At 64.4% G+C, this 23,230-nt stretch carries 20 protein-coding genes; 8 read left to right on the forward strand and 12 right to left on the reverse strand.

Going from position 1 to position 23,230, the window contains the following annotated elements:
• Positions 1–24: 24 nt before the first annotated feature.
• The 5 genes from AB7245_RS23335 (at position 25) to AB7245_RS23355 (ending at position 3,412) form a co-directional block, all read left to right on the forward strand.
• Positions 25–951 (forward strand): alpha/beta fold hydrolase, encoded by a 927-nt coding sequence (locus AB7245_RS23335; protein WP_085401518.1) that lies wholly within the window; start codon positions 25–27, stop codon positions 949–951.
• A complete protein-coding gene (locus AB7245_RS23340; protein WP_085401519.1) occupies positions 948–1,544 on the forward strand; it encodes a hypothetical protein in 597 nt (198 codons plus the stop codon). Before AB7245_RS23335 ends, AB7245_RS23340 begins: the two co-directional genes overlap by 4 nt.
• 93 nt (positions 1,545–1,637) lie before the next feature.
• Positions 1,638–2,285 (forward strand): CoA transferase subunit A, encoded by a 648-nt coding sequence (locus AB7245_RS23345; RefSeq protein WP_063983266.1) that lies wholly within the window; start codon positions 1,638–1,640, stop codon positions 2,283–2,285.
• Between the two features lie 4 nt (positions 2,286–2,289).
• A complete protein-coding gene (locus tag AB7245_RS23350) occupies positions 2,290–2,940 on the forward strand; it encodes a 3-oxoacid CoA-transferase subunit B (protein ID WP_071913865.1) in 651 nt (216 codons plus the stop codon).
• Between the two features lie 13 nt (positions 2,941–2,953).
• Positions 2,954–3,412, forward strand: coding sequence for a MaoC family dehydratase (locus AB7245_RS23355; protein ID WP_071913863.1), 459 nt, complete (start codon positions 2,954–2,956; stop codon positions 3,410–3,412).
• Between the two features lie 6 nt (positions 3,413–3,418).
• Here the strand turns inward: AB7245_RS23355 and fabI are convergent, their stop codons facing one another.
• From fabI to AB7245_RS23375, 4 genes are read right to left on the reverse strand one after another with little or no spacing between them, the layout of a single operon-like run.
• A complete protein-coding gene (gene fabI, locus AB7245_RS23360; RefSeq protein WP_028147828.1) occupies positions 3,419–4,207 on the reverse strand; it encodes an enoyl-ACP reductase FabI in 789 nt (262 codons plus the stop codon).
• On the reverse strand, positions 4,204–5,418 hold the full coding sequence (locus tag AB7245_RS23365) for an acetate/propionate family kinase (RefSeq protein ID WP_135213649.1): 1,215 nt from the start codon (positions 5,416–5,418) through the stop codon (positions 4,204–4,206). The genes fabI and AB7245_RS23365 overlap by 4 nt, the downstream gene beginning before the upstream one ends.
• A 5-nt stretch (positions 5,419–5,423) precedes the next feature.
• Complete coding sequence (locus tag AB7245_RS23370) at positions 5,424–6,386, reverse strand: phosphate acetyltransferase (RefSeq protein WP_085401521.1); 963 nt, start codon at positions 6,384–6,386, stop codon at positions 5,424–5,426.
• 29 nt (positions 6,387–6,415) lie between these two features.
• Entirely contained in the window at positions 6,416–8,638 is a 2,223-nt protein-coding gene (locus AB7245_RS23375) for a DUF3141 domain-containing protein (protein WP_085401522.1), read from the reverse strand.
• Between the two features lie 152 nt (positions 8,639–8,790).
• On the opposite strand from AB7245_RS23375, the gene AB7245_RS23380 reads away from it, so the two are divergent.
• Complete coding sequence (locus AB7245_RS23380) at positions 8,791–9,312, forward strand: GNAT family N-acetyltransferase (RefSeq protein ID WP_085401523.1); 522 nt, start codon at positions 8,791–8,793, stop codon at positions 9,310–9,312.
• Between the two features lie 350 nt (positions 9,313–9,662).
• Here AB7245_RS23380 and AB7245_RS23385 read toward each other — a convergent pair whose 3' ends face one another.
• The 3 genes from AB7245_RS23385 to AB7245_RS23395 form a co-directional block, all read right to left on the reverse strand.
• Positions 9,663–9,986, reverse strand: a complete 324-nt coding sequence (locus AB7245_RS23385) for a hypothetical protein (protein WP_085401524.1) — start codon at positions 9,984–9,986, stop codon at positions 9,663–9,665.
• A 222-nt stretch (positions 9,987–10,208) separates the two neighbouring features.
• On the reverse strand, positions 10,209–12,059 hold the full coding sequence (gene ilvD, locus AB7245_RS23390) for a dihydroxy-acid dehydratase (protein ID WP_085401525.1): 1,851 nt from the start codon (positions 12,057–12,059) through the stop codon (positions 10,209–10,211).
• Positions 12,060–12,260: 201 nt separating this feature from the next.
• A complete protein-coding gene (locus AB7245_RS23395) occupies positions 12,261–13,130 on the reverse strand; it encodes a VOC family protein (protein WP_244623036.1) in 870 nt (289 codons plus the stop codon).
• A 904-nt stretch (positions 13,131–14,034) separates the two neighbouring features.
• Here AB7245_RS23395 and AB7245_RS23400 point away from each other — a divergent pair.
• Positions 14,035–16,281 (forward strand): TOMM precursor leader peptide-binding protein, encoded by a 2,247-nt coding sequence (locus tag AB7245_RS23400; protein ID WP_354115172.1) that lies wholly within the window; start codon positions 14,035–14,037, stop codon positions 16,279–16,281.
• Positions 16,282–16,376: 95 nt separating this feature from the next.
• Positions 16,377–17,753, forward strand: coding sequence for a SagB/ThcOx family dehydrogenase (locus tag AB7245_RS23405; protein ID WP_085401528.1), 1,377 nt, complete (start codon positions 16,377–16,379; stop codon positions 17,751–17,753).
• A gap of 47 nt (positions 17,754–17,800) precedes the next feature.
• Here the strand turns inward: AB7245_RS23405 and AB7245_RS23410 are convergent, their stop codons facing one another.
• Genes AB7245_RS23410 through AB7245_RS23430 form a run of 5 tightly spaced genes read right to left on the reverse strand, consistent with a single transcriptional unit; the run spans position 17,801 to position 23,200 of the window.
• Positions 17,801–18,661 carry an ABC transporter permease gene (locus AB7245_RS23410; RefSeq protein ID WP_135213653.1) on the reverse strand — a complete coding sequence of 287 codons (861 nt, stop codon included), beginning with the start codon at positions 18,659–18,661 and terminating at the stop codon, positions 17,801–17,803.
• Entirely contained in the window at positions 18,658–19,587 is a 930-nt protein-coding gene (locus tag AB7245_RS23415) for an ABC transporter permease (protein WP_014495224.1), read from the reverse strand. The genes AB7245_RS23410 and AB7245_RS23415 overlap by 4 nt, the downstream gene beginning before the upstream one ends.
• Positions 19,587–20,579, reverse strand: a complete 993-nt coding sequence (locus AB7245_RS23420) for an ABC transporter ATP-binding protein (protein WP_085401530.1) — start codon at positions 20,577–20,579, stop codon at positions 19,587–19,589. Before AB7245_RS23420 ends, AB7245_RS23415 begins: the two co-directional genes overlap by 1 nt.
• Positions 20,576–21,562, reverse strand: coding sequence for an ABC transporter ATP-binding protein (locus AB7245_RS23425; RefSeq protein ID WP_085401531.1), 987 nt, complete (start codon positions 21,560–21,562; stop codon positions 20,576–20,578). The genes AB7245_RS23420 and AB7245_RS23425 overlap by 4 nt, the downstream gene beginning before the upstream one ends.
• A complete protein-coding gene (locus AB7245_RS23430; RefSeq protein ID WP_085401532.1) occupies positions 21,563–23,200 on the reverse strand; it encodes an ABC transporter substrate-binding protein in 1,638 nt (545 codons plus the stop codon).
• Positions 23,201–23,230: the final 30 nt, after the last annotated feature.

The raw sequence follows: 23,230 nt of genomic DNA on the forward strand, positions 1-23,230 counted from the left end.
TCGTCACGCTGGCCGGTCCCCGCAATGCCCTTCCTCAGTCATGGCTCATATCGTATCCGCTATGAGCTCGACGGACCGGCGAATGCGCCTGCCTATGTGCTGGTTAACGGTCTGACGCAGTATTCCGAGCTTTGGGGCGCGTATCGCGACACGCTAATCGCACGGCGGTTCCGGGTCGCTACCTTCGACCTGCTCGGCCAGGGCGTCTCCGACAAGCCCGCGCTGTTCATCGATCAGGACGACCACATCGCCGTGCTGCATCGCCTGATCGGCGAGCTTGGCGACGGTCCGGTCTTCCTCAGTGGCATCAGTTTCGGTGGCCTGATCGCGTTGCGCTATGCCATCGAGCATGGCGCGCGGCTGTCGGGCCTTGTGCCGATGAGCTGCTTTGCCGAGCTTTCGCCACAACTGCTTCTGATCGGCAACGCCTTGCGCACCGGCCTCATCCTGGGCGGCACCGGCTACCTCCAGGATCTGCTGCTGCCGATGAACCTGTCCGACCAGTGGCTGAAGCCGCTGCTGGACAAGCTCGACAGCGTGAAGCGGCAGGGCTGGCTGGTCAACGACGTGTACGCCCTTCAGAACCTGATGGAGTCTTTCCTCGACTTCAAGCCGCTGACGCCGCAGCTCTCCTCAATATCCGTCCCGACCATGATCCTGAACGGCGAGTTCGACTTCCTCACGCCGCGGGCGCTGCACGAGACGTTGCGTGTGGAAATTCCTGACAGTGCGCTCGTCATCATTCCGAGGGCCTATCACGCCTTCACGCTCGAAAAGGCTGCCTTAACAGCCGACCTGCTGGCGCGCTTCGCCGAGGACGTGTTGGCTGGCCGCTGGCAGGGCAACAAGCAGGTCTTGATCGCGCCGGAAGATGCCGGCGGAGACTTTTCGCCGTTTCCCGCCGGCTATGACCATCTGCGCGCGATCCCGGTGCACAGGCCAGCGACATGAGCGCGTTCTTCGGACCGTTGCAAGCCGACGGGCGCGTGCCGCCGCGCCAGCAGACGCGGGTCGCCGCGTTCCTGGTTTCTGCGCATGGTGCGCTGGCACGGCAACTCGCGGTCGCCCTGCCCGCGAGATTCGATGCCGCCTGGCAGACCGAATTGAACGCGCAGTTCTATCGCGAGAGCGAGATCGTCTCGCTTCTCATGCGCGCGACCGCCTGGGTCCCGGACCTCGCGCTGGGCCCGATGGCGGCATCCTGGGAGATGGCCTGGCTCCCCGCCCCGATCGAAGGCATCGCCGATCACACCCGCGCGCAGACCATTCACCTCGCGACGCTCGCGCATGCGGTTCATGCCGGGATCCGGCCGGCGGCCCTGCTGCCGACGGAAGCGAACGCGAACGATCCCTTCGTGATGGCGCTGCGGCGCATCGAGTTCGAGAGCGGTCGGCTGTTGCAGGCGCAGATTCTGTTCCTGAAGGGCCCAGACCTCCTACCTTTCCGGGATGCCGTCAACGCGACGCTCGAACGGCGGCACGCCGAGGTGCGCAGACTCTGGCACGAGACCCTTGCAGGCGTCGGCGTTGGCCTGCGCGAATGACCCGGCAACCTTGACGCAGATCAAAGCCGAGAGTCTGCCCGCCCCCAACATCGATCCAGTATTCACCTGCGCCTGCCGACCGGAGTTCCGCCCATGAAGGCCGTTTCCGTCGAAGAAGCCGTTGCGATGATCCCGGCCGGTGCGAGCGTCATGGTCGGCGGCTTTATGGGCGTCGGAACCCCGGAGCGCCTGCTTGACGAACTCGTGCGGCAGAACAAGACCGGCCTGTCTCTGATCTGCAATGACGCCGCTACTCCCGGCAAAGGCGTCGGCAAGCTGTTCGACGCTGCGCTGGTCTCAAGGCTGACGGCAACGCATATCGGCCTCAATCCGAAGGCGCAGCAGCAGATGCTCGCGAACCAGATCGCCGTCGATCTCGTGCCGCAAGGCACCTTCGTCGAACGCATCCGCGCGGGCGGATGTGGCCTCGGCGGCGTGCTGACGCCGACGGGCGTCGGAACGCTGGTTGCCGAAGGCAAGCGTCAGATCGAGGTGGATGGCAAGCCGTTCCTGCTGGAGACGGCATTGCGGGCGCAGTACGCGCTGGTTCACGCGTTTCTCGCCGACTATCTCGGCAATCTCGCTTACGCACTGACCTCCCGCAACTTCAACCCGGTCATGGCGATGGCTGCCGACACGGTCATCGTCACTGCAGAGAACATCGTGCCCGTCGGTGTCATCGCGCCCGATCACGTCGTGACCCCGGCGCCGCTCGTCGATTACCTCATTACCAACGGGTGAGATCATGGACCCGCAGATCATCATCGCCCGACGCGTCGCCAGGGAGTTGAAGAGCGGAAACCTTGTCAACCTCGGCATCGGCATTCCGACCCTGGTTGCGAATTACGTTCCGGCCGATTTGAAAGTCTTCTTTCAGTCGGAGAACGGACTGATCGGCACCGGGCCGATTCCCGAACAAGGCATGGCGCATCCGACGCTGACAGACGCCGGCGGCCGCCCCATTAGCGCGCTCCCGGGTGCGGCGACCTTCGACAGCGCGATGTCGTTCGGACTGATCCGCGGCGGCCATGTCGACGTCACCGTGCTCGGCGGCCTCCAGGTCGATGCGCATGGGCTTCTCGCCAACTGGATGATCCCAGGCAAGATGGTCCCGGGCATGGGCGGGGCGATGGACCTCGTCAGCGGCGCCAAACGGGTCATCGTCGCCATGCAACATGCCGCGAAGGGCAAGTCGAAGATCGTCAAGACATGCAACTTGCCCCTGACCTCGGCGCGCCCGGTCCATCTGGTCGTGACCGACATGGCGGTCATCGGTTTTGCGGACGGCAAGGCGACGCTGCTCGAGACCGCCCCCGGTGTCAGCGTTGGCGAGGTTGTGGCGGTGACAGAGGCCGAATTGGTCATTCCTGACAACATCCCGGAAATGACGATCTGACGAGGTCACGACCATGCGGATATTCAGCGACTTCAACGAGATCAAATCCGCGGTCGGCACCGAGATCGGCGCGAGCGACTGGATCGAAGTGACCCAGGATCGGATCAATAAATTCGCCGAAGCAACCTGTGACGAACAATGGATCCATGTCGACCAGGACCGCGCCAGGAAGGAAGCGCCCGGCGGCACCACCATCGCTCACGGCCTGCTGTCGCTCTCGCTTGCTCCGCTGTTCATTCGATCCGTGATGGGTTTGAAAGGGCTGCGCAATACGCTGAATTACGGCGCGGATCGCATCCGGTATCTGGCGCCGGTGCCGGCCGGCTCGAAGCTTCGCGGCCGGGTCACCGTGGCTGAAACCGAGGACGTGCCGCCGGACGGCTTGCGCGTCAACTATCATCTCGTGATCGAGATCGAGGGCGGCAAGAAGCCCGCTTGTGTCGCCGAGCTGATCGCCCTGCACTATCGCTGAGTGCGCTCAGTCGATGATGTGATACCCGCCATCGATATAGAGAACGCCCCCGGTGATCAGCTTGGCGCCATCTAGCGCCAGGAACGCGGTGGCATTGCCGACGTCGTCGATGCTGACCAGGCTGCGCGCCGGCGCTTTGGACTGCGCCTTGTCCATGAGCTCGTCGAACTCCGGGATACCTGACGCCGCGCGCGTGGCGAGCGGGCCGGGCGAGATCGCGTGCACGCGGATGCCCTTTGGGCCAAGTTCGGCGGCCGCGTAGCGGACGGCCGCTTCAAGCGCCGCTTTCGCCACGCCCATGATGTTGTAGTTCTCCACCACCATCTGGCTGCCATAATAGGTCATGGTGAACATCGTGCCGCCGTTCTTCATCAGCGGCTCGGCGAGATGCGCCATGCGCAGGAATGACCAGCAAGAGACGTCCATCGTCTTAAGGAAGCCATCGCGGCCGACGTCCACCACGCGGCCATGGAGCGCCTCCTTCGGCGAGAAGGCGATCGAATGCAGCAGGAAATCGAGCTGTCCCCATTCCTTCGTGATCCGCTCGAACACCGCCTCGGTCTGCCCCTCCGTCATCACGTCCAGCGGCATGAAGATCGGCGCTTCCAGCGCCTGTGCCAGCGGTTCGACGTGTTTCTTGGCGCGATCGTTGAGGTAGGTGACGGCCAGATCGGCCCCAAGCGCACGAAATGCCCTCGCGCACCCCCAGGCGATGGACTGGTCGTTCGCGATGCCGACGACGAGGCCCTTCTTGCCCTTCAGGGCAACCTTTGTATCCGGGAACACGGGGATCATGACACCCTCTCTTGCCTTGGATTGGTCGATTGTCCGTTCATCAACAGCGACAGCGTATGCTGTGCGATCATCAGTTCTTCGTCGGTTGGCACGACGTAGACGGGGATGCGGCTGTCGGAACGCGAGATCAGCCTGGAATTGCGCGCGTTCTCGACGGGATCGAGCGTGCCGCCGAGCCATCCGAGCTGCTCGACCACGCGCGCGCGAATGTTCGCCGAATTCTCGCCGATCCCGGCCGTGAAGACGAAGGCGTCGAGGCCCTGCAAGGCGGCCGCGAGCATGCCGGCACTGAGACCGATCCGGTAGACGAAATAGTCGACCGCGAGCTTCGCCTTGGGGTCGGCGCTCGCCTCCAACTCGCGCATGTCATTGCTGACACCGGAGAGCCCCTTCAATCCGCAGTCGCGATAAAGGAAGTTCTGCACGTTTGAGGCGGACATCCCTTTCTCGGAGATAAGATAGATCACCACTCCGGGATCAATCTGCCCTGGACGCGTTCCCATCGGGAGGCCATCGAGCGCTGTGAAACCCATGGTGCTCTCGACGCTGCGCCCGTCCTTGAGCGCGCACATCGACGCGCCGCTGCCGAGATGGGCAACGATCACGCGCCGCTTCGCGATATCGGGCGCCACGCCCGGCAGGGTCCGGGCGATATATTCGTAGGACAGCCCATGAAAGCCATAGCGCCTGACACCCTCGGCATGAAGCTGATGCGGAATAGCATAATGGTCGGCGACGGCATCATGCGTGCGGTGAAATGCGGTGTCGAAGCAAGCAACCTGCGGCAGCGTCGGGAAATTCGCCAGCAGCGAACGGATCGGCGCCAGATTGTGGGGCTGGTGCAGCGGCGCCAGGGGCACAAATCGTTCGAGACGGGACACGACACCGTGGTCGATCAGTACCGGCCGCGAATAGTCCGGCCCACCATGCACGACCCGGTGACCGACCGCGATCGGCGTGACGCGAAGTTCGTCCCGCAGCCAGTCGCCGGCAACGGCCATCGCCGCCGGAACATCAGGCACAGCCTCGATCGGATAGGCCCGATCGGCCATCGGATCGCCGCTCGGGCCACTTGCCCGCAGACGCGGTCGGCTGCCGATACCGTCCATCTGTCCCTTGATCTGACGACGAAGCGCACCGTCGCCTTCGATCGCATAGACCTGAAACTTCACACTGGACGAGCCGGCATTGACGACGAGGATCGTATCCATGGCGATCACGCGGCAACCGTCGGCGCCTTCTGGCGCCGGGCATGAGCATAGAGCGCGGCGACCGCACAGGACGCCATCCGCGCACGTGGCGAATCCGCGCGCGAGGTCAGCACGACGGGCACGCGCGCACCGAGCACGATGCCGGCGCCATCGGCCTTGGCGAAATAGGCAAGGTTTTTGGCGAGCATGTTGCCGGACTCGAGGTCCGGAACCATCAGGATCTGAGCCCGCCCGGCGACCTCGGATGTGATGCCCTTGATCCGCGCGGCTTCCAGATCGATGGCATTGTCGAAAGCCAGCGGGCCGTCGAGGATGCCGCCGGTGATCTGGCCGCGATCGGCCATCTTGCACAGGGCCGCGGCTTCGATCGTCGAGGGGATTTTCGAGGTCACGGTCTCGACGGCAGACAGAATCGCCACCCGCGGCGTCTTGCCGAACCCTGCCTGATTGTAGAGGTCGATCGCATTCTGAATGATGTCGCGTTTGGCGTCGAGATCGGGGAAAATGTTGATCGCCGCATCCGTCACGAAGATGGTCTCTGCATAGGCAGGCACATCCATCACGAAGACATGGCTGATACGCCGGTCGGTGCGCAAGCCACCGGTCTTGGCCGTGACGGCGCGCATCAATTCGTCGGTGTGCAGGCTGCCCTTCATCAACAGCTCGCCTTTGGCGGCATGGATGAGCTCGACGCCCTTGGCCGCGGATTCGTCGCTGTGCGCGGCATCAACGATCTCGAAACCGGACACATCGAGATCGCACCGGGCGGCAGTATCCTTGATCTTCCGCTCGGGCCCGACGAGCACGGGCCGGATAATGCCGGCGCTTGCGCTATCGATGGCGCCGCGCAGCGAGGTCTCGTCGCAAGGATGCACCACGATGGTCGGCGTTGGCGGCGCGCCCTTCGCGGCCGCAATTAAGCGATCGTACTTGCTACCGGGTTGGGTTTGCGTCGTGTCGGCCGACATGATGTCACTCCCGATCCTGCCAATCCGCGTTACGACGCCCGTGCCTTGGGATCGAAAGGGGCGACGTTCGATGTCAACTCCGCCTCTCCGTCCAGACCGAACAGCGCGGCGACGCGCTTCAGGCGATTGGCCCGCTCGCCGGTGATGTCCTCACTCGCCGACAGCACCTCGCGCATCGCCACGAAGGCCGCACGCCGCTGGCTGGTGTCGTCGGGCAACAATTTCGGGATCGCAGCGAGAGCACCTTCGCGATCAAGAAGCAGTATGAAGAACTGCTCACGCACCAGCTTCTTGAATTCCGACAGCGTCATGCGGGCGCCGGCATGGTCACGCCGAACCTGCCGCAACGCCTCGATGCTGCGCTCATCCACCATGCCGCGTGCGGAGCCAACATAAAGCAGCGCGCGGAGGGCCGCTTCGCGGAGCCCGCCCTCAGCGATGTGCGATTTCAGCTCGGCGATCCGTGCCGCGAGCATGGCGCGATGCTCCAGCGACATCTCCCGGTGGCGCGAGGGCACGGAATTAGGGTCGACGCCGACCGCGGCCTGGAGCAGCGGCGAGCCGTAGAGGTTGAGGAAGACGGCCTCGCTCAGCGCCTCCTGCGCATCGCGCCAGCTATCCAGCGTGTGCACGATCTGCTTCGACATTTGTTCCTGGAATGCCAGGAATGGATTGTCCTTTGAAACCGGCTTGCGGTCTGTCTCGACACGATCTGCAGCCGATTTGACCGTGGACATCCAGGGGTTCTGGCTGCTGAACGCCTCGTATTGCAGCCGCAGCGGATGCATGTTGCGGGCCCATTCCGCGAGTTGGGGCGTCACCATGCCCTTCACCCACGGCCGCAAGAATTTTTGATAGGCCGCGAGATTGAGCTCCGAGACACGCTTGGCCGCAGCGAAGCGCCGCTCGTCCTCGGGCGAATTTCCGCCCATCGCGCGGATATCATCCAGCGTGCGGGCCTCGCAGCGCATCACCCACTGGCCTGCCGCAAGATCCGCATTGAGCGTCTCGTTGCCACGGGCCTCGAACGTGGCTTCATAGAGCCCTGGCGGCAGCACGTCGATCAGGTCGATGTTGCTTGAGAACTCAGCGTGCTCCTTCTTGGCCACACCGCCGGATACGAAGATGCCGAGATGGCCGATGCTCTCGTGAACGGTATAGACGATGGTCTGGCCATAAGCTCTGATCTCGTCGACGTCGGCGTAGCAGTCTAGGATCCAGTCCAACGCCTGCTGCGGCGGGGTGACGTTGTCGCCCTTGGAGCAGAACACAACGATCGGCGAACGAATGTTGCGCAAATCGACCTTGCGGCCGTCGGACATCTCGATCTTGCCGGCTGCGAGATTGTTGCCGATGAAGAGCTCGTCGACGATGAACTGGATTTCCTCAGCATTGAGATTGACGTGTCCGCCCCACCAGCGCTCGAAATCGAGATAGCGTTCCGCCTCGCTATCGACCTTGGAATAGACGTTGTACTGCTTGGTCCAGAGCGTATTCGACGGGTTCTGGTTCTCGAAATTCTGCACCAGCCAGGCGCCGTCGAATTTGCCGGCGCCGAGATCGCTCGTGAGTGCCGTGAGCCAGCTTCCGCCCAGCAGGCCGCCGGAATAACGCATGGGGTATTTGCCATGCACGCCTGCCCAGTAAGCCAGCGGCGCACCAGCGATGATCAGCGGCCCGAATAATTCCGGCCGCAGTGACGCCAGGATCATGACGGCCCAGCCGGCCTGACAATTGCCGATCACGCAGGGCTTTCCGTCGGCGTCCGGATGACGGCTGATGACGGTCTCGATAAAGATGGCTTCCGCGCGCGCAATGCGTTCGATGGTCTGCCCGGGCATCGGCTCCGGAAGGAAGCCGATGAAGTAGCAGGGATGCCCCGCCTTCATGGCGACGCCGATCTCGCTATCGGCCTTGAAGCCGCCGATGCCGGGTCCATGGCCGGCGCGCGGATCGACCACGACGAACGGACGCCGGCTCATGTCGATCTCAACATCCTTCGGCGGAACGATGCGCACCAGCGCGTAGTTGACCGGTTCGTCCAGCTTCCGGCCGTCCGTGATCAGTTCGGCGGCATATTGCAGGACGTGCGGCGCGGTCTGGGCGACGTGCTCGCGGTACTGGTCGCCGCGCTGGCGCATGATGTCCAGGAACAGGACGCTACGCTGTCCCGCATCGACCATGTATTCCACGGCCGAGGCGACCAGCCCCGACATTGGGCCATCAGGCAGCTTTAAGTCTTTGATCGCCATGTTCGACCTCGTCGTCGCGCGAGGTCATTCAATTAAGGTCGGCGGTCGCTGACGTTGATTTAGGTCAACGGTTGGCGACGGTGTTCGCGTCAATCGGGATCGACCAACTGCCCCGCGGGGGCGCGCCGCAATCGGGCCGCGGGAGAGCTTAAGTGCCGGATGCAGCAAATTACAGCCGCCAGGAGAGACTACGCGACGGACGATTGGTCGATATCCGGGCGCTTCGTCCCGAGGATGAGCCCGACATGCTTGCCGCGCTCGAGGAGACCAGCGCTCAATCGCTCCAACGCCGCTTCTTTGTGACGAAGCGTCATTTTTCCGAACGGGAACGCGCTTTCTTCATGGAACCCGATTTCAGAAACCACGTGGCGCTGGTTGCGTGCACGGAAGAGGCGAACCGCAGCATGATCATCGGCGGTGGTCGCTATGTCATATTCGAGCCTGGACGGGCCGAAGCAGCTTTCGTCGTGATCGATGCCTGGCAGGGACGTGGCGTTGGCGGGCTGCTGACGCGCCATCTGATCGCTATCGCCCGCGAGGCCGGATTGACGGAGTTGACCGCGGAAGTGCTACCGGAGAACGCAGCGATGCTCCGCGTCTTCGACAAGTTTGGCTTCAAGCCCGCAACGATCCGCGAACCCGGTGTAATTCACATGGCATTGAAGCTGTCCTAATACGCGGCCGGCACGGGAGCTTTAGCATCGAGAGAAATGGCGGCGGCGCGTCGCGCCACCGTCCGTTGGTACCGGCACCTCCAAGCGCGCGCCCTCACCCCAAGCCTGAATTTTCCGCCGCACGTGATCTGTCAGGCGAGCGTCAGCCTGTTCGTCTAGCTTCGCAACATGTCGGCCGCCGACACACGCCGCCCCTCAGCAATCCCGGACACTGGCGACACCGCCCAGGGCGTCGCTGGTTGCGAGGCCCGGTTGGATTCGCGTCCATTTCCGGGCCTCGTTTGCTGGTGCGCAAAAGAAAACGGCGCCCCGCGAGGAGCGCCGCATGGAATTGTCGTAGCTGCGTTGGCTCAGTAGCCGCAGGACGCGCAGCCCATCTGCACTGGCGCGTAATAGGAATAGCCGGGCGAAACCATCTCGACGCGCTGGCGCGTGGCGTATTGCGGCGGGATGCGTTCGTACTGGACGCTCGGCGGTGCCACCATCACGGTCTGCGGCACCATCACGGTGCGGTACTGCGCCGCCGTGCGGTGTGCGACGGTTGCGCCGGGCGACACCATCACGGTCTCGTCGACGGTGCGGTATTGCGGCTGCACGTATTGCTGCTGGTAGCAGGTCTGGCACGGCGGCGGCGCGTAGCAATTGTAGCAGCCGGCAGAGGCCGCGCTCGTCATGGAAATCGCGGCGACGACTGTTGAGATAACGATAGCGAGAGTACGAGACATTGTGGTGGTGCCCCAGTTGCCCAAAATGGATTTGCGAAGGTCGCGAGCAGTATACGCTGCAACATCCCAAGTTGCCGAACTTCGTCGAGGCATCCTTAATGCGAACGGCCGGCTTTCGCCGGCCGTTCAGAACTTGTTGACCATGCGCGCGAGGCGCGGACGGTACAGCGCTTACTTCGTGCGCCGCTTTACCTCACGCACCGCACCGCGTGCGGCGCTGGTGGTGAGTGCTGCGTAAGCCTGAAGCGCGGTCGAGACGTTGCGCTTACGGCCCGTCGCCTGCCAGGCGGCATCGCCCTTGGCCTCTTCCGCCGCGCGGCGCTTGGCGAGCTCCTCATCGGAGACCTCCAGGCTGATGCTGCGGTTCGGGATGTCGATGGCGATGCGGTCGCCGGTGCGCACCAGACCGATGTTGCCGCCTTCCGCCGCTTCCGGCGACAGATGGCCGATCGAGAGGCCGGACGAGCCGCCGGAGAAGCGTCCGTCGGTGACGAGCGCGCAGGCTTTGCCGAGGCCCATCGATTTCAGGTAGCTGGTCGGATACAGCATCTCCTGCATGCCGGGGCCGCCGCGCGGACCTTCGTAAATGATGACCACGACCTCGCCGGCGACGACCTTGCCGCCCAGAATGCCTTCAACGGCCGCGTCCTGGCTCTCGAACACGCGTGCCGGGCCGGAGAACTTCAGGATCGAGGCGTCGACGCCCGCGGTCTTCACGATGCAGCCGTCCTGCGCGAGGTTACCGTAGAGCACGGCGAGACCGCCATCCTTGCTGAAGGCATGCTCGAGGTTGCGGACCACACCCTTCTCGCGATCGCTATCGAGCTCGTCGTAACGGCGCTCCTGGCTGAAGGCGACCTGCGTCGGGATGCCGCCGGGCGAAGCGCGGAAGAACGTGCGGACAGACTCGCTCTTGGAGCGCTTGATGTCCCAGCGCTCCAGCGCGTCGTTCATGGTCGGCGCGTGCACGGTCGAGACCGAGGTGTCGATCAGGCCGGCGCGGTCGAGCTCGCCCAGAATGCCCATGATGCCGCCGGCGCGATGCACGTCCTCGACATGGACGTCGGCGACCGATGGCGCGACCTTGCACAGCACGGGTACGCGGCGCGACAGCCGGTCGATGTCCTGCATGGTGAACTCCACCTGCCCTTCATGGGCCGCCGCCAGCAGATGCAGCACGGTGTTGGTCGAGCCGCCCATCGCGATATCCAGCGTCATCGCGTTCTCGAACGCCTTAAAGTTGGCGACGTTGCGCGGCAGCACGGAGGCATCGTCCTGCTCGTAATAGCGGCGCACGATATCGACGATGGTGTGGCCGGCCTCGACGAACAGGCGCTTGCGGTCTGCATGGGTCGCCACCACCGTGCCGTTGCCGGGCAATGCGAGGCCAAGCGCTTCGGTCAGGCAATTCATCGAATTGGCCGTGAACATGCCCGAGCAGGAGCCGCAGGTCGGACACGCCGAGCGCTCGATCACCTTGACGTCCTCGTCGCTGACCTTGGAGTCGGCGGCCGCCACCATGGCGTCGATGAGGTCGACGGCCTTGGTCTTGCCCTGCAGCGTGACCTTGCCGGCCTCCATCGGGCCGCCCGAGACGAACACGGCGGGGATGTTGAGCCGCAGCGCGGCCATCAGCATGCCGGGCGTGATCTTGTCGCAGTTGGAGATGCAGACGAGGCCGTCGGCGCAGTGCGCGTTGGCCATGTATTCGACGCTGTCGGCGATCAGCTCGCGCGACGGCAGGCTGTAGAGCATGCCGTCATGGCCCATGGCGATGCCGTCATCGACCGCGATGGTGTTGAATTCTTTGGCGACGCCGCCGGCCTGCTCGATCTCGCGCGCCACGAGCTGGCCGAGGTCCTTGAGGTGGACGTGGCCGGGCACGAACTGGGTGAAGGAGTTCACGACCGCGATGATCGGCTTGCCGAAATCGGCATCCTTCATGCCCGTCGCGCGCCAGAGGCCGCGGGCGCCCGCCATGTTGCGGCCGTGGGTGGTGGTGCGGGAGCGATAGGCTGGCATGGCGGTTTCCGTCCTCGGTTGGGTCAGCCGGGCGGAAAAATGGAAGCCGCCTCAGGCCTTTCCGGCCGGATAGCGCACGGGCTGGGCGCGCGCAACGGGAACTTGCCCCGAAACGGCCCGGATCGGCCCCGCGCAGGCCTCCCCTGCTCCCGGCGCGGGTTAATGCAGTGTCGCGCCAGCGCCGGACGGACGCTGCCGTAGCTAGCGCTTCGGCTTGGGCAGCACAATTCTCCCCTGGGAGGCAATGCCGCCCCACTTGGCGGACCACCCGACTTCCGAGGCCGAGAATGGCTCGATGCCTGCATGCCCCTGGGCACCCTGCAGCGCAAACAGGGCGCCCTGGGGATCCACACATCGTGCGATCCAGCAGCCATCAGGCAATTCGATCGGACCCTGGAGGATCCGGCCTCCACCAGCATTCACATGCTTCGTCGCAGCGCCGATGTCGTCGACATTGAAGTAATGCAGCCAACATGGCTGCGCTACGCTCGAAAGTTTCGTCAGCATGCCGCCGACCGTTTGCCCCTCCGCCGAAAACAATTGATACCAGTCCGCTGGATCGGTTTGAGCGTCAGCCTTCTGCCAACCAAACAGTTCTCTGTAGAAATCGAAGATCACGGTCCGGTCGGCGGCCAATAGCTCATGCCAGCCTACGCGCCCCGGCTCGTCCAGTCGGCCCGGTTTCCATCGGCCATATGTCGGTTTCTCGATCAGCCCGAACGTCGCTTTCTGCGGATCGGCAGCGACTGCTATTCGGCCAATATTGGTGTCGGTCGGCGGCACAAAGATCGTGCCTTCGAGACGCCTGATCTGCGCGGCAGCCCCGTCCAGGTCGTCGACAGCGACGTAACCCATCCATCTCGGCGTTGCCCCTGATCTCCGCCCCTCGTCCGGGATGTCCATAAGGCCGCCCAGCGGGGTGCCGCCGCTACGAAGCACCGTGTAAGGCAGTTCCGGAGTCGATTCATCCGTCACGCCCCAGCCGACGACCTTGCGATAGAATGCGCCCGCCGCCGCGACGTCCGTGGTCAGCAGCTCGTACCAAGCGAAACGTCCGAGTTGATCCGCCACGCCGATCTCTCCGTTCAAACCTGGAAGCGATTGCGGCACTGCACCAAGTTGCACGCGCACCGAGAGCGTGGATCGTTGACGCGGCCGTGCCGATTGCCGTTCATGAAGATGAATACATCCCGAACGTGCAGCGCCGCGCTTTGTGCGCGTAATTGTTGCCCGCGTTATTTCCTGGGCGTAGACTTACCGCGGCTGGGATACTTCTTGCAATGCTCGGAGGTTGGACCATGCGGCAGGCGAAGAAGACTTCTAAAGGGAAGAAGCGAGTAAGCAAAGTCGCCGTGCCGGCGTTCGGAGCCGCAGGGTTGACGTTCTCGCTGGCGGGAGGCGCATCGGCGTCCGCCGTGCCGACACCCGACGTACAGCAATTGCCGCACCTTGGAACGGGCCAGGCAATCACGCTCGATGAAGAGGAAATGGCTGACGTCAGCCTGGCCACCTTCCATCTCTTCGACAAGGAAAACGCCGGTAGCCGCGTGCAGCTGGCATGGCGCGGATGCGGCGGTTGCCGCGGCTGCGGAGGCTGTCGGGCTTGCCGTGGTTGTCGATGTGGCGTCGGTTGCCGATGTGCGGGTTGTGCAGTTGGCTGTGCTGTCGGCTGTGGCGTTGGTGTGGTGGGATGCGCCGTATCATGCGCGGGTTGCTGCGCATCGTGGGGCCGCTGCCGCGTGTGCTAGACCCCGGCGCATTCCGAATGTCAAATTCACGGGTTGATAGGTCATTGGCCGGCCTCAAGAAAGGGTCCGGCCAATTGCTTGAATTCGCTACGACGCTTGCATCGGCGGCTTGCGGGTGACGGCTGAATTCGTTTCAATTCTCTGGGAAAATGCCGGCGCGCGGTCGCGACGATCCATCTTGCGCCGGGGATCTAGCGTGACGGCAACAGGATCAGCGTGCTGACTCAATGACTGCAACTCGCAAGACCCGCGTTGCGCGGCAGACCCGCAAAGACATTCTCCGATTTGCACCGAATTTCACCGCTTACTTGCTGCCTCCCGATGCGGTTTGTCTCTATTCCGAGAACCGCAAATTCTTCCTGCACGGCGAGCTCTACTGCGCCCTCGCCAGTGCGATCGGGCAACACGGCAAGGCCAGGTCGGAGATCATTCGCCAGCTTTCGAAGCGCTTCCCGGCTGACAAGATCGAGGAAGCAATCAAGCGGCTGCTCGATCGCCGATATGTCGTTGCGCGGACCCCGAAAGCGTTCGACGACGCCGTCGGCGGTTTCCTGGCAAGCCTCGGCATGCCCTTGGAGATCGCCGAACAAAATCTTCGCAATTGCCCCGTTCAGGTCGAGTCGATTGACGTCAAAGGCGCCAAGGAGCTGACCGCGGCCTTGGGTAAGCTCGGCGTTCAAATCGCCAAGCGCTCGCCGAAGCTCACGATCACGCTGGTGAACGATTATCTTGACGGGCGACTTGCCGAACTGAACCAGGAACGCGTGGCCGGCAAGACGTCCTGGTTGCTGGTACAGCCGTCCGGCGCGTTTCCGCTGGTCGGGCCCATGTTCAAACCGGGCGAGAGCGCCTGCTGGACCTGCCTGTTCGATCGCATGATCCGCAACCGGGAGATCAAGGGGTTTCTTGACCGGGGACCGGCGCGTGCGGTTGCCATGTCGCCTCTCGTCAGAGAAAGCGTCGGCAAGACTGGAATCCATTTTGCGGCCGTCGAGATCGCCAAGGCAATTGCCTCGGATTTTCGCACCGATTTGTGCGATCACATCGCAAGCTTCGACCTGACCGGCGCCGCCATCGCCAAGCACTACGTGACGCGACGTCCGCAATGTCCGACCTGCGGCAGCAGGAAGCTGAACAACCCGCGCCGATCTCCGGCCCTGGTCGAGATTGCCGAGGGCAAGAGGCTCGTCATGACCAGCGGTGGATATCGCACCGTGACGTCGCGGTCGACGGTGTCGCGCTTCCGCAAGCATGTGAGTCCACTGACAGGGGTGGTGACCCGACTCGAGCGGATCGACGTCGACCTGCCGATGAACACCAATTACTTCGCCCAGCACAATTTCTCCGCGCCGGCCCACAGCATCGACCAGCTCAGGTCTGGATTGAGCGGGGGCAGTTTTGGCAAGGGCTCGACGGCTGAACAGGGTGAGGCAAGCGCGCTGATGGAGTCGATCGAACGCTATTCGGGCATTTTCCAGGGCGATGAAATCAGGACGACGCGCCGCTTCGACGATTTCGCGCCTGGCGACGCGCTTCTTCCCAACGACGTCCAGCTCTTCAGCGAAACGCAGTTCAAGACCAGGTTTCTGCAGCAGCAGGACGATCCCCATCCGGTGCCCGAGCCGTTCGATCCCTCGACGAGGACCGAGTGGTCGCCGGTCTCGTCGTTGCGCGACAAACGCTTCAAATATCTGCCGACCGGCCTCCTGTACTTCTTCTATGGCGGCTTTCATACGGATTCCAACGGCTGTGCGGCCGGCAACACCCGCGACGAAGCCATCGTTCAGGGCTTCCTCGAACTGATCGAGCGCGATGCCTACGCGATCTGGTGGTACAACCGGGTGCAACGCGCCGAGGTCGATCTCGGGCAATTCGACGATTTCTATGTTCGGGATCTCCAGGCTCAATTTGCGGAAGCCGGGCGCAAGCTGTGGGTGCTCGACATCACCACGGACCTCGGCATTCCGACTTACGTGGCGATCATGCACTGGATGCAGAATGGACACGAGAATATCGAGTTCGGTTCCGGCGCGCATTTCGACCGCCATATAGCGCTGCTGCGATCCCTCACCGAACTGACCCAATTTATGTCCGTCGGCATGATGGGCGGCGCAAGCGGCGAGAAGCCGACCCTCGACGGTGTCACGCCGCTGCGCCTGGAAGACTACCCGTTCCTGACACCGAGCGACCACCCGATCGTCCCCCCAGCGCCGAGCCTCAAGCTTCACGACAATACGCGTGACCAGGTCATTGCCTGCGTCGAGATCGCCGCCCGTGCAGGCTACGATTTCCTCGTCCTCGACCAGACACGTCCCGACGTCGAGGTTCCGGTCGTCAGAGTGCTCGTTCCCGGCCTGCGTCATTTCTATCGCCGTTTCGCACCGGGTCGCCTTTACGATGTGCCGGTGAAGCTCGGATTGTTGGACCGGCCGCGACCGGAAAGCGATCTGACTTCATTCCTTCCACACACCTGAAGGGTTGCTCTTTCGTGCGCGCTCCCCGGAAAAAGCCGACCAGGAAGATCGCGCCAGACATTGCCGCCCGGTTGAGCCATCATTTCTCCCTCCAGATGCAGCCGGACGGAAACATCACCGCCATTCTGGGCGACTATTCCGTCAACCTCGGACAATTCAGCGCGGCCGCGATGGACTGCGCGCGACATCTGAGCACCGGCCTTCCGCTCGCGTCCTTTGCGGGCAAGAGCGCCCTCGCGAGAGACGTCGACGCCCTGGTGCGTCGCCTGGCCCGGCAGGGGCTTCTGGAATACCGCCTCTCCTCTTCGCGTAACACGCAGGACTTCGTGGTCATCGAACCCCAAGTCCCCGAATACTGGCCGCGGCGCGCGAAGCTGGGCAGTCGTGACACCATTGTCCTATCGCGCTTTGCCTTTCTCCGTCGGCGCGGCAACGAGCTGGTGCTGGAATCGCCACGCGCCGGCGCGTTGTTCCGGATTGGCGATCCCGCCATCGCCGCCACCCTTGCGGCGCTGTCGCAGCCCCGGAAGATCGGCAAGCTCAACCAGAAGGTGGCTTCCTCCACCGTCCATCTGCTCGAACTGTTGCTGGACAGCCAGATCCTGCTCAAGCTCGATGCGAAAGACGGAGAAGGCCTGCGGGTGAACGAAGGCGACGGCAACCTCGTACTCTGGGATTTCCACGATCTGGTGTTTCACACGCGGAGCACGGAGGGTCGGCAAGCCAATCCGGTCGGCGCCGCTTTCACCTATGCCGGCGTCGTTCCGCCGTCGCCAGCGGTGCGTCCGCCCTGGGCCGGCAGCAAGATTGACCTGCGCAAATTCTCCTCCCCGGAACCGAACTCCCGCTTCCCGAAGCTGTTGCGCGAACGCCATTCAACACGGGATTTCGACGACAAGAATCCGGTCACGCTCGGCGAACTCGCGCAGTTTCTCGACACCAGCGCGCGCGTCTTGTCCGAATGGACGAGCGAGCCGTATTTCGAAGGCGGTCCCGACGTCACCTACAGCACAAGGCCTTATCCGTCGGCGGGCAGCGCGTACGAGCTGGAATTGTACCTTACCGTCGCGAACTGCGACGGGCTTGCGCGCGGACTCTACCACTACGATGCAGGGAGCCACGCGCTCGTCGCGATCAGCGCCTCCCCCCAACAACTCCAGGCGCATTTGGCGGCTGCCCAGTTCGCCATGGACGCGCCGGGTCAGCCGCAAATCCTCATCACGATCGCGGCGCGTTTTGGACGGGTCTCCTGGAAATACAGCTCAATCGCATATTCGCTGATCCTGAAGGATGTCGGCAGCCTGATTCAGACGCTTTACCTGGCGGCGACCGATATGGGCCTCGGCGGCTGCGCCATTGGCAGCACCAACATCGATCTGTTCGCGAAAATGACGGAGTTGGAATTCCATATCGAGGGCCCGGTCGGTCAATTCGCGCTCGGGCGCGGCCGGACGCCGGAGGTCCAAGGCTAGAAGCGGGTGTCCGATGGCAAGTCGGCGCACGCGTCAGGCCGGTCGCCCTATTGCAGGGTCGGATCGAGCCGGTCGCGCAGCCAGTCGCCGATCACGGAGACGGCCAGCGTGGTGATCACGATTGTGGTCGCCGGCGCGAGCATGATCCAGGGCGCCCGGGTCAGGTACTCGCGGCCATAGCCGACCATGTTGCCGAGGCTGGTCATCGGGGGCTGCACGCCGAGGCCGAGGAAGGACAGGCCGGATTCCATCAGGATCACCTCGGGGAAGACGAGCGTCGTCGAGACGATCAGGGTCGAGGCGATGTTGGGCAGGATATGCCTAAGGTAAATCCGCGACGGCGTCGCGCCGAGCTGGCGGACGGCGGCGGCATAGCCTTGCGCATTGGCGGAGATGGCGAGGCCGCGGGCGATGCGGGCGTAGCGCTCCCAGCCGAACAGGCCCATCAGGCCGATCAGCAGCGGCAGCGAATTGCCGAAGAAGGCCAGCACCGCGAGCGCCATGATCAGGAACGGCATGCTGGCCTGGAAGTCGGTCAGCATCAGCACGAGCTGCTCGACGGCCCCGCGGAAATGCGCGGCAAGGAAGCCGAGCGTGGTGCCGACGATCGCAGAGATCGCAGTCGCGCCGAACGCAATTAACAGCGAGATGCGGATCGAGACGAGGAGCCGCGACAGCACGTCGCGGCCGAGCTCGTCGGTGCCGAGCCAGTGCGCGACATTGCCGGGCGCAGCCAGCCGGTTGCGCAGGTCGAGCTGGGTGAAGCTGTAAGGTGCGATTTTCTCGGCGAACGCTGCGATCACCAGCATGGCGACGATCCAGCTGATCGCGAGTGCGACCGAGACAGGGATCGCGGGAAGGCTGATGCGGTGGCGGACAGCCGTATCCTTCAGCGTCGCATCGGTCATGCGTGGGCCCCCTTGGCGCGGAGGCGCGGATCGAGGAAGCCGTAGAGGAAGTCGACGATCAGATTGGACGTGACCATGGTCATCGCGACCAGCAACAGGATGCATTGCACGACGGCAAGGTCGCGGTTGGCGACGGCGACGACCAGCAGGCGCCCTACTCCCGGCCAAGCAAATACGCTCTCGACCACGACCGCGCCCGCGATCAGCGTGCCCACCATGAAGCCGAGGATGGTGACGGTCGGGATCGCCGCGTTCGGCAGCGCATGCGACGTCACCACCTTGCGCCACGGCACGCCCTTGGCCGAGGCGGTGCGGATGTAGGGCTGGCCCAGCACCTCCAGCATGGCGCTGCGAGTGAAGCGCGCCAGCACCGCGGCGCCGCCGAGGCTGAGTGTCACGATTGGCAGGATGGCGTGACGCCAGCTGTCCTGCCCGCCCGACGGCAGCCAGCCGAGCTGCACGGCGAACACGAGCACGAGCAGCAGCGCAAGGACAAAACTCGGCACGGTGAAGCCGGCGACCGCCGTCATCATCACGGCGCGGTCGATTCCCGAGCCCCGGTGCAGCGCCGCGTAGATGCCGGCGGGAATGCCGAGGGCGACCTTGAAGAAGAACGCCGGCAGCGTCAGCGCCAGCGTCGCCGGAATCCGCTCCAGCACGAGCTCAATCGCCGGTCGCCCGTCGCGCATGGAGCGGCCGAGCTCGCCCTTGGCGATGGCGCCGAAGTAGTCGAGGTACTGGAACCAGATGGGATCATCTAGCCCCCAGGCCTTGCGGAAAGCAGCGAGCACTTCCGGCGGCGCCTCCGGTCCCAGGATCATCAACGCGGGATCGCCGGAGAGGCGCAGCACCACGAAGGCGAAGGTGACGACGAGCACGATCGTCAGCGCCGCGCGTCCGATCCGAATGGCAAGGTAGCGTCCCATCAGGCCGCGTCCCGCGTCTCGGCCTGCGGCCCCGTCACGAGGTGGCAGGCGACTTGCCTGTCACCGCTGACGGCCGACAGCACCGGCACCTCGCTCGCGCAGCGCGCGATAGCGCGCGGGCAGCGCGGATGGAACGCACAGCCTTGGGGCCTGGCCGCCGGGTTCGGCGGATCGCCTGCCAGCACGATGCGGCCCGCGCTGCGGCGGCCCGGTGCCGGCGAGGCCGAGACCAGCGCCTGCGTATAGGGGTGTTCGGGACGCGCGAAGAGATCGTCGGCGCTGCCGATCTCGACGATGCGGCCGAGATACATCACGGCGACGACATTGCTGATCTGCCTGACAACGCGCAGATCGTGGCTGATGAACAGCAGCGTCAGCCCGAGCTGCGCCTGGAGGTCGCAAAGCAGGTTCACCACCTGCGCCTGGATCGAGACGTCGAGCGCGCTGACCGGCTCGTCGCAGACGAGGAAATCGGGCTTTGTCGCCAGTGCCCGCGCCAGCACGATACGCTGACGCTGGCCGCCGGAGAGCGCGCCCGGATAGCGCGCGCCATGCGCCGGCGTCAGCTCGACCGCGCGCAGCAATTCGCGGACACGCTCCTCGCGTTCGGCCGGCGTGCCGAGACCGTGAATGTCCAGGGGCTCGCGGATTTGGGTGGCGACCGGCAACCGCCGGTCCAGCGCCCCCAGCGGATCCTGGAAGATCATCTGCATGCGCGCCCGCTGCGCGCGCCACGCCTTCGTGCCCGGCGCGGCCATCGCCTTGCCGTCGAACCGCACCTCGCCGCGATCGGGCGGCTCGAGACCGAGCACGATACGACCCGTGGTCGACTTGCCCGAGCCGGATTCGCCGACGAGGCCGAGCGTCTGGCCCTTGCGGATCGCAAGTGACAAGCCGTCGACCGCGTGAACCGCTGTGCTGCGGCCGAACATCCCGGAGCGCATCGCGTAGCTGCGCGAGATCGAGGACACCTCGACAAGCGGCCCGCTCATTCGGCGGCGATCCCGAGCAGCGCGCGGCGCGAAGCTTCGGCACGGATGCAGGCAACCACGCGATCGTTCGCGATCGGCGCCAGGCTCGGCACGGCAAGTCCGCACGGCTCGGCCGCCAGCACGCAGCGCGGCGCGAAGGCACAGCCGCTTGGCATGTGCGCGGGATCGGGAACGGTCCCCGGAATGGCCGTGAGACGTCGACGCGGTCCGTCGAGCGGCGGCAGTGCGCCGATCAGGCCCTGCGCGTAGGGATGCACCGGATCGGCAAAGAGCTGGTTGGCGGGCGCCTGCTCGACGATGCGGCCGGCATACATCACGGCGACGCGGTCGCAGTTTTCCGCGACGACGCCGAGATCATGGCTGATCAGCACCATCGCCATGCTCATCTCGCGGCGGATGGTCGAGAGCAGCTCCAAAATCTGCGCCTGGATGGTGGCGTCGAGCGCCGTGGTCGGCTCGTCCGCGACGAGGAGATCGGGATTTCCGGCCAGCGCCATCGCGATCATGATGCGCTGGACCTGGCCGCCCGAGAATTCGTGCGGATAGGCTTCGAGCCGCCGCGCCGCATCGGGAATGCCGACGAGATCGAGCAGCCGCCGCGCTTCGGCTCTCACCGCCTCGCCCGAGAGAGCGCGATGCAGCGCCAAAGCCTCGCAGAGCTGCTTGCGAATGGTGAGCACCGGATTGAGTGCGCTTGCGGGGTCCTGAAAAATCATGGCGACCCGCCCGCCCCGCACCCGGTCAAGCTCACCCGTGGGTGCGCCGAGGATTTCGCGTCCGTCGAGCCGCACGGAGCCCGAGACTTTTGCATGCCGCGGCAAGAGGCCGAGCGCAGCAAGCCACGTCACTGACTTGCCGGAGCCGGACTCGCCGACGAGGCCGAGAGCCTCGCCCTTCTGCAAGGTGAGATCGACGCCGCGCAGGACCGCTACACCGTTGAAGGCGACGCTGAGGCTCTGGATGCTGACCAGCGGCGTCGCCATTTACGCCTCGAAATTGCCGGCGCGGAAATCCATCGCGAATGCCGGCGACGCCTTCCACTTGATCGACTTCGGCTTCGCGGTGAAGGTCGCGTTCTGGTGCAGCACCGTATAGGCGGGATCCTCGCGCTCGGCGATCTCCAGCATGCGGCGGAACGCCTTCTTGCGGGCGGCCCGGTCGGTCGAGGTCTCCAGGAACTCCGAAAGCTTGTTCAGTTCGGCGTTGGTCCACTCGCCGATCTGCTGCTGCTGGCCGTTCGGGCCGTGCTGGGCGACCAGCGACGAGACGGGATCGTTGAAGGCAGCCGAGTTCGACCAGTCGCGTACCGCGCGGGTCTGCGCGCGTTCCATGATCTGCGACCAGTTCTCCTTGGTCTCGATCTGGACGTTGAGGCCGACCGACTTCCACATCTCGACCAGCACCTGGGCGGTCGCAACCTGGTTGGTGTAGTAGTTGTTGAGCAGGCGATACGGAATCGGATCGCCCTTGTAGTTGGCCTGCTTCAACAGATCCTGCGCGAGCTTCGGATCGTAGGCCGGCACGCTCCAGTCGGCGTTGAACATGTCGCCGTAGAATTCCCACTGAAGACCCTTCGGCACGCGGGTACGGCCCGCCCACAGGCTGTCGACGATCGCCTGGCGGTCGATCGCGTGGGTGAAGGCGCGCCGCACCAGCGGATTGGCGAGCTGGGCGTGGTTCTTGTCGAACACGGTCAGGCGGTGATTGAGGATGGTGCCGCCCTGCACTTCGAACGCAGAGTTCTTCTCGATGCCGGCAATCTGGTCCGGCGGGATGTCGCAGGCGAATTGGTATTCGCCCGACAGCAGCCCGTTGATGCGGCTCGCAACCTCGGGCACTTCGAGGAAACGGATGCGCTTGAGCGGCGGCCGGCCGCCCCAATATTCGTCATGCGCTTCGAGGGTCAGCGACACGTCGGGCTTGAGCTCGACGACCTTGTACGGCCCCGTCGTGATCGGCTTGCGCGCCCAGTCGAGATAGCTCGCGGACTGCTCCCAGGCGCGGCGGTTCATGATGTCGGAGCCGTAGCGCGACAGCCGGCCCTCGATCGTGACGTCGGGCGTCGCGTTGTAGAAGCGCACCGTGTACTTGTCGACGGCATCGACGCGCACGAGGTCCGGCCAGATGCGGCGGGCGACCGCCGGCACGTCAGGCGGCAATTCCTTGCCCGGGCGCGGCGTCGGGATCTTCTCGAAGGCCTGGATGGTGGAGCGGCTCTTGGCCTCGGTCTCGCCGAACATGCGCTCGCGGCTGAAGGTGAAGACGACGTCTTCGGCCGTCAGCTCGTCGCCATTGTGGAACTTCACGCCCTGGCGCAGCTTCACCTCGACGGTCTGGTCGTCGATGCGGCGCCACTCGGTGGCGAGGCCCGGCACGGCCTCCAGGCTGCCGCGCCAGTTCTTGGAGATCAGTCCCTCCCAGATCGAGGAGAAGAACACGCGTTCGCCGACGTTCGATTGCTCGCGCAGCACGTCGAGCACGTTCGAATTCGTCACCTTCTGCACGGCGATCGTCACCGACGGACGGTTGTCGGCCTGCCCGATCGCAAAGCGCGGCAGGAGAAGCGTGCCTGCGGCAGCGCCGCCGGACTTCAGGATGGTGCGACGGGTGAGTTTGCTCATGACGATAAGCCCTGACCTTTGTGATGCCGG

It is taken from the genome of Bradyrhizobium sp. 604_D8_N2_3 (genome assembly GCF_051810765.1).
Taxonomy (GTDB): Bacteria; Pseudomonadota; Alphaproteobacteria; order Rhizobiales; family Xanthobacteraceae; genus Bradyrhizobium; species Bradyrhizobium barranii.

Excerpts from the sequence above, each read along its gene's own strand:
- AB7245_RS23335 (WP_085401518.1), top strand. The coding sequence starts at position 25 with ATGCCCTTCCTCAGTCATGGCTCATATCGTATCCGCTATGAGCTCGAC.
- AB7245_RS23340 (WP_085401519.1), top strand. The coding sequence starts at position 948 with ATGAGCGCGTTCTTCGGACCGTTGCAAGCCGACGGGCGCGTGCCGCCG.
- AB7245_RS23345 (WP_063983266.1), top strand. The coding sequence starts at position 1,638 with ATGAAGGCCGTTTCCGTCGAAGAAGCCGTTGCGATGATCCCGGCCGGT.
- AB7245_RS23350 (WP_071913865.1), top strand. The coding sequence starts at position 2,290 with ATGGACCCGCAGATCATCATCGCCCGACGCGTCGCCAGGGAGTTGAAG.
- AB7245_RS23355 (WP_071913863.1), top strand. The coding sequence starts at position 2,954 with ATGCGGATATTCAGCGACTTCAACGAGATCAAATCCGCGGTCGGCACC.
- fabI (WP_028147828.1), bottom strand. The coding sequence starts at position 4,207 with ATGATCCCCGTGTTCCCGGATACAAAGGTTGCCCTGAAGGGCAAGAAG.
- AB7245_RS23365 (WP_135213649.1), bottom strand. The coding sequence starts at position 5,418 with ATGGATACGATCCTCGTCGTCAATGCCGGCTCGTCCAGTGTGAAGTTT.
- AB7245_RS23370 (WP_085401521.1), bottom strand. The coding sequence starts at position 6,386 with ATGTCGGCCGACACGACGCAAACCCAACCCGGTAGCAAGTACGATCGC.
- AB7245_RS23375 (WP_085401522.1), bottom strand. The coding sequence starts at position 8,638 with ATGGCGATCAAAGACTTAAAGCTGCCTGATGGCCCAATGTCGGGGCTG.
- AB7245_RS23385 (WP_085401524.1), bottom strand. The coding sequence starts at position 9,986 with ATGACGAGCGCGGCCTCTGCCGGCTGCTACAATTGCTACGCGCCGCCG.
- ilvD (WP_085401525.1), bottom strand. The coding sequence starts at position 12,059 with ATGCCAGCCTATCGCTCCCGCACCACCACCCACGGCCGCAACATGGCG.
- AB7245_RS23400 (WP_354115172.1), top strand. The coding sequence starts at position 14,035 with ATGACTGCAACTCGCAAGACCCGCGTTGCGCGGCAGACCCGCAAAGAC.
- AB7245_RS23405 (WP_085401528.1), top strand. The coding sequence starts at position 16,377 with ATGCAGCCGGACGGAAACATCACCGCCATTCTGGGCGACTATTCCGTC.
- AB7245_RS23410 (WP_135213653.1), bottom strand. The coding sequence starts at position 18,661 with ATGACCGATGCGACGCTGAAGGATACGGCTGTCCGCCACCGCATCAGC.
- AB7245_RS23415 (WP_014495224.1), bottom strand. The coding sequence starts at position 19,587 with ATGGGACGCTACCTTGCCATTCGGATCGGACGCGCGGCGCTGACGATC.
- AB7245_RS23420 (WP_085401530.1), bottom strand. The coding sequence starts at position 20,579 with ATGAGCGGGCCGCTTGTCGAGGTGTCCTCGATCTCGCGCAGCTACGCG.
- AB7245_RS23425 (WP_085401531.1), bottom strand. The coding sequence starts at position 21,562 with ATGGCGACGCCGCTGGTCAGCATCCAGAGCCTCAGCGTCGCCTTCAAC.
- AB7245_RS23430 (WP_085401532.1), bottom strand. The coding sequence starts at position 23,200 with ATGAGCAAACTCACCCGTCGCACCATCCTGAAGTCCGGCGGCGCTGCC.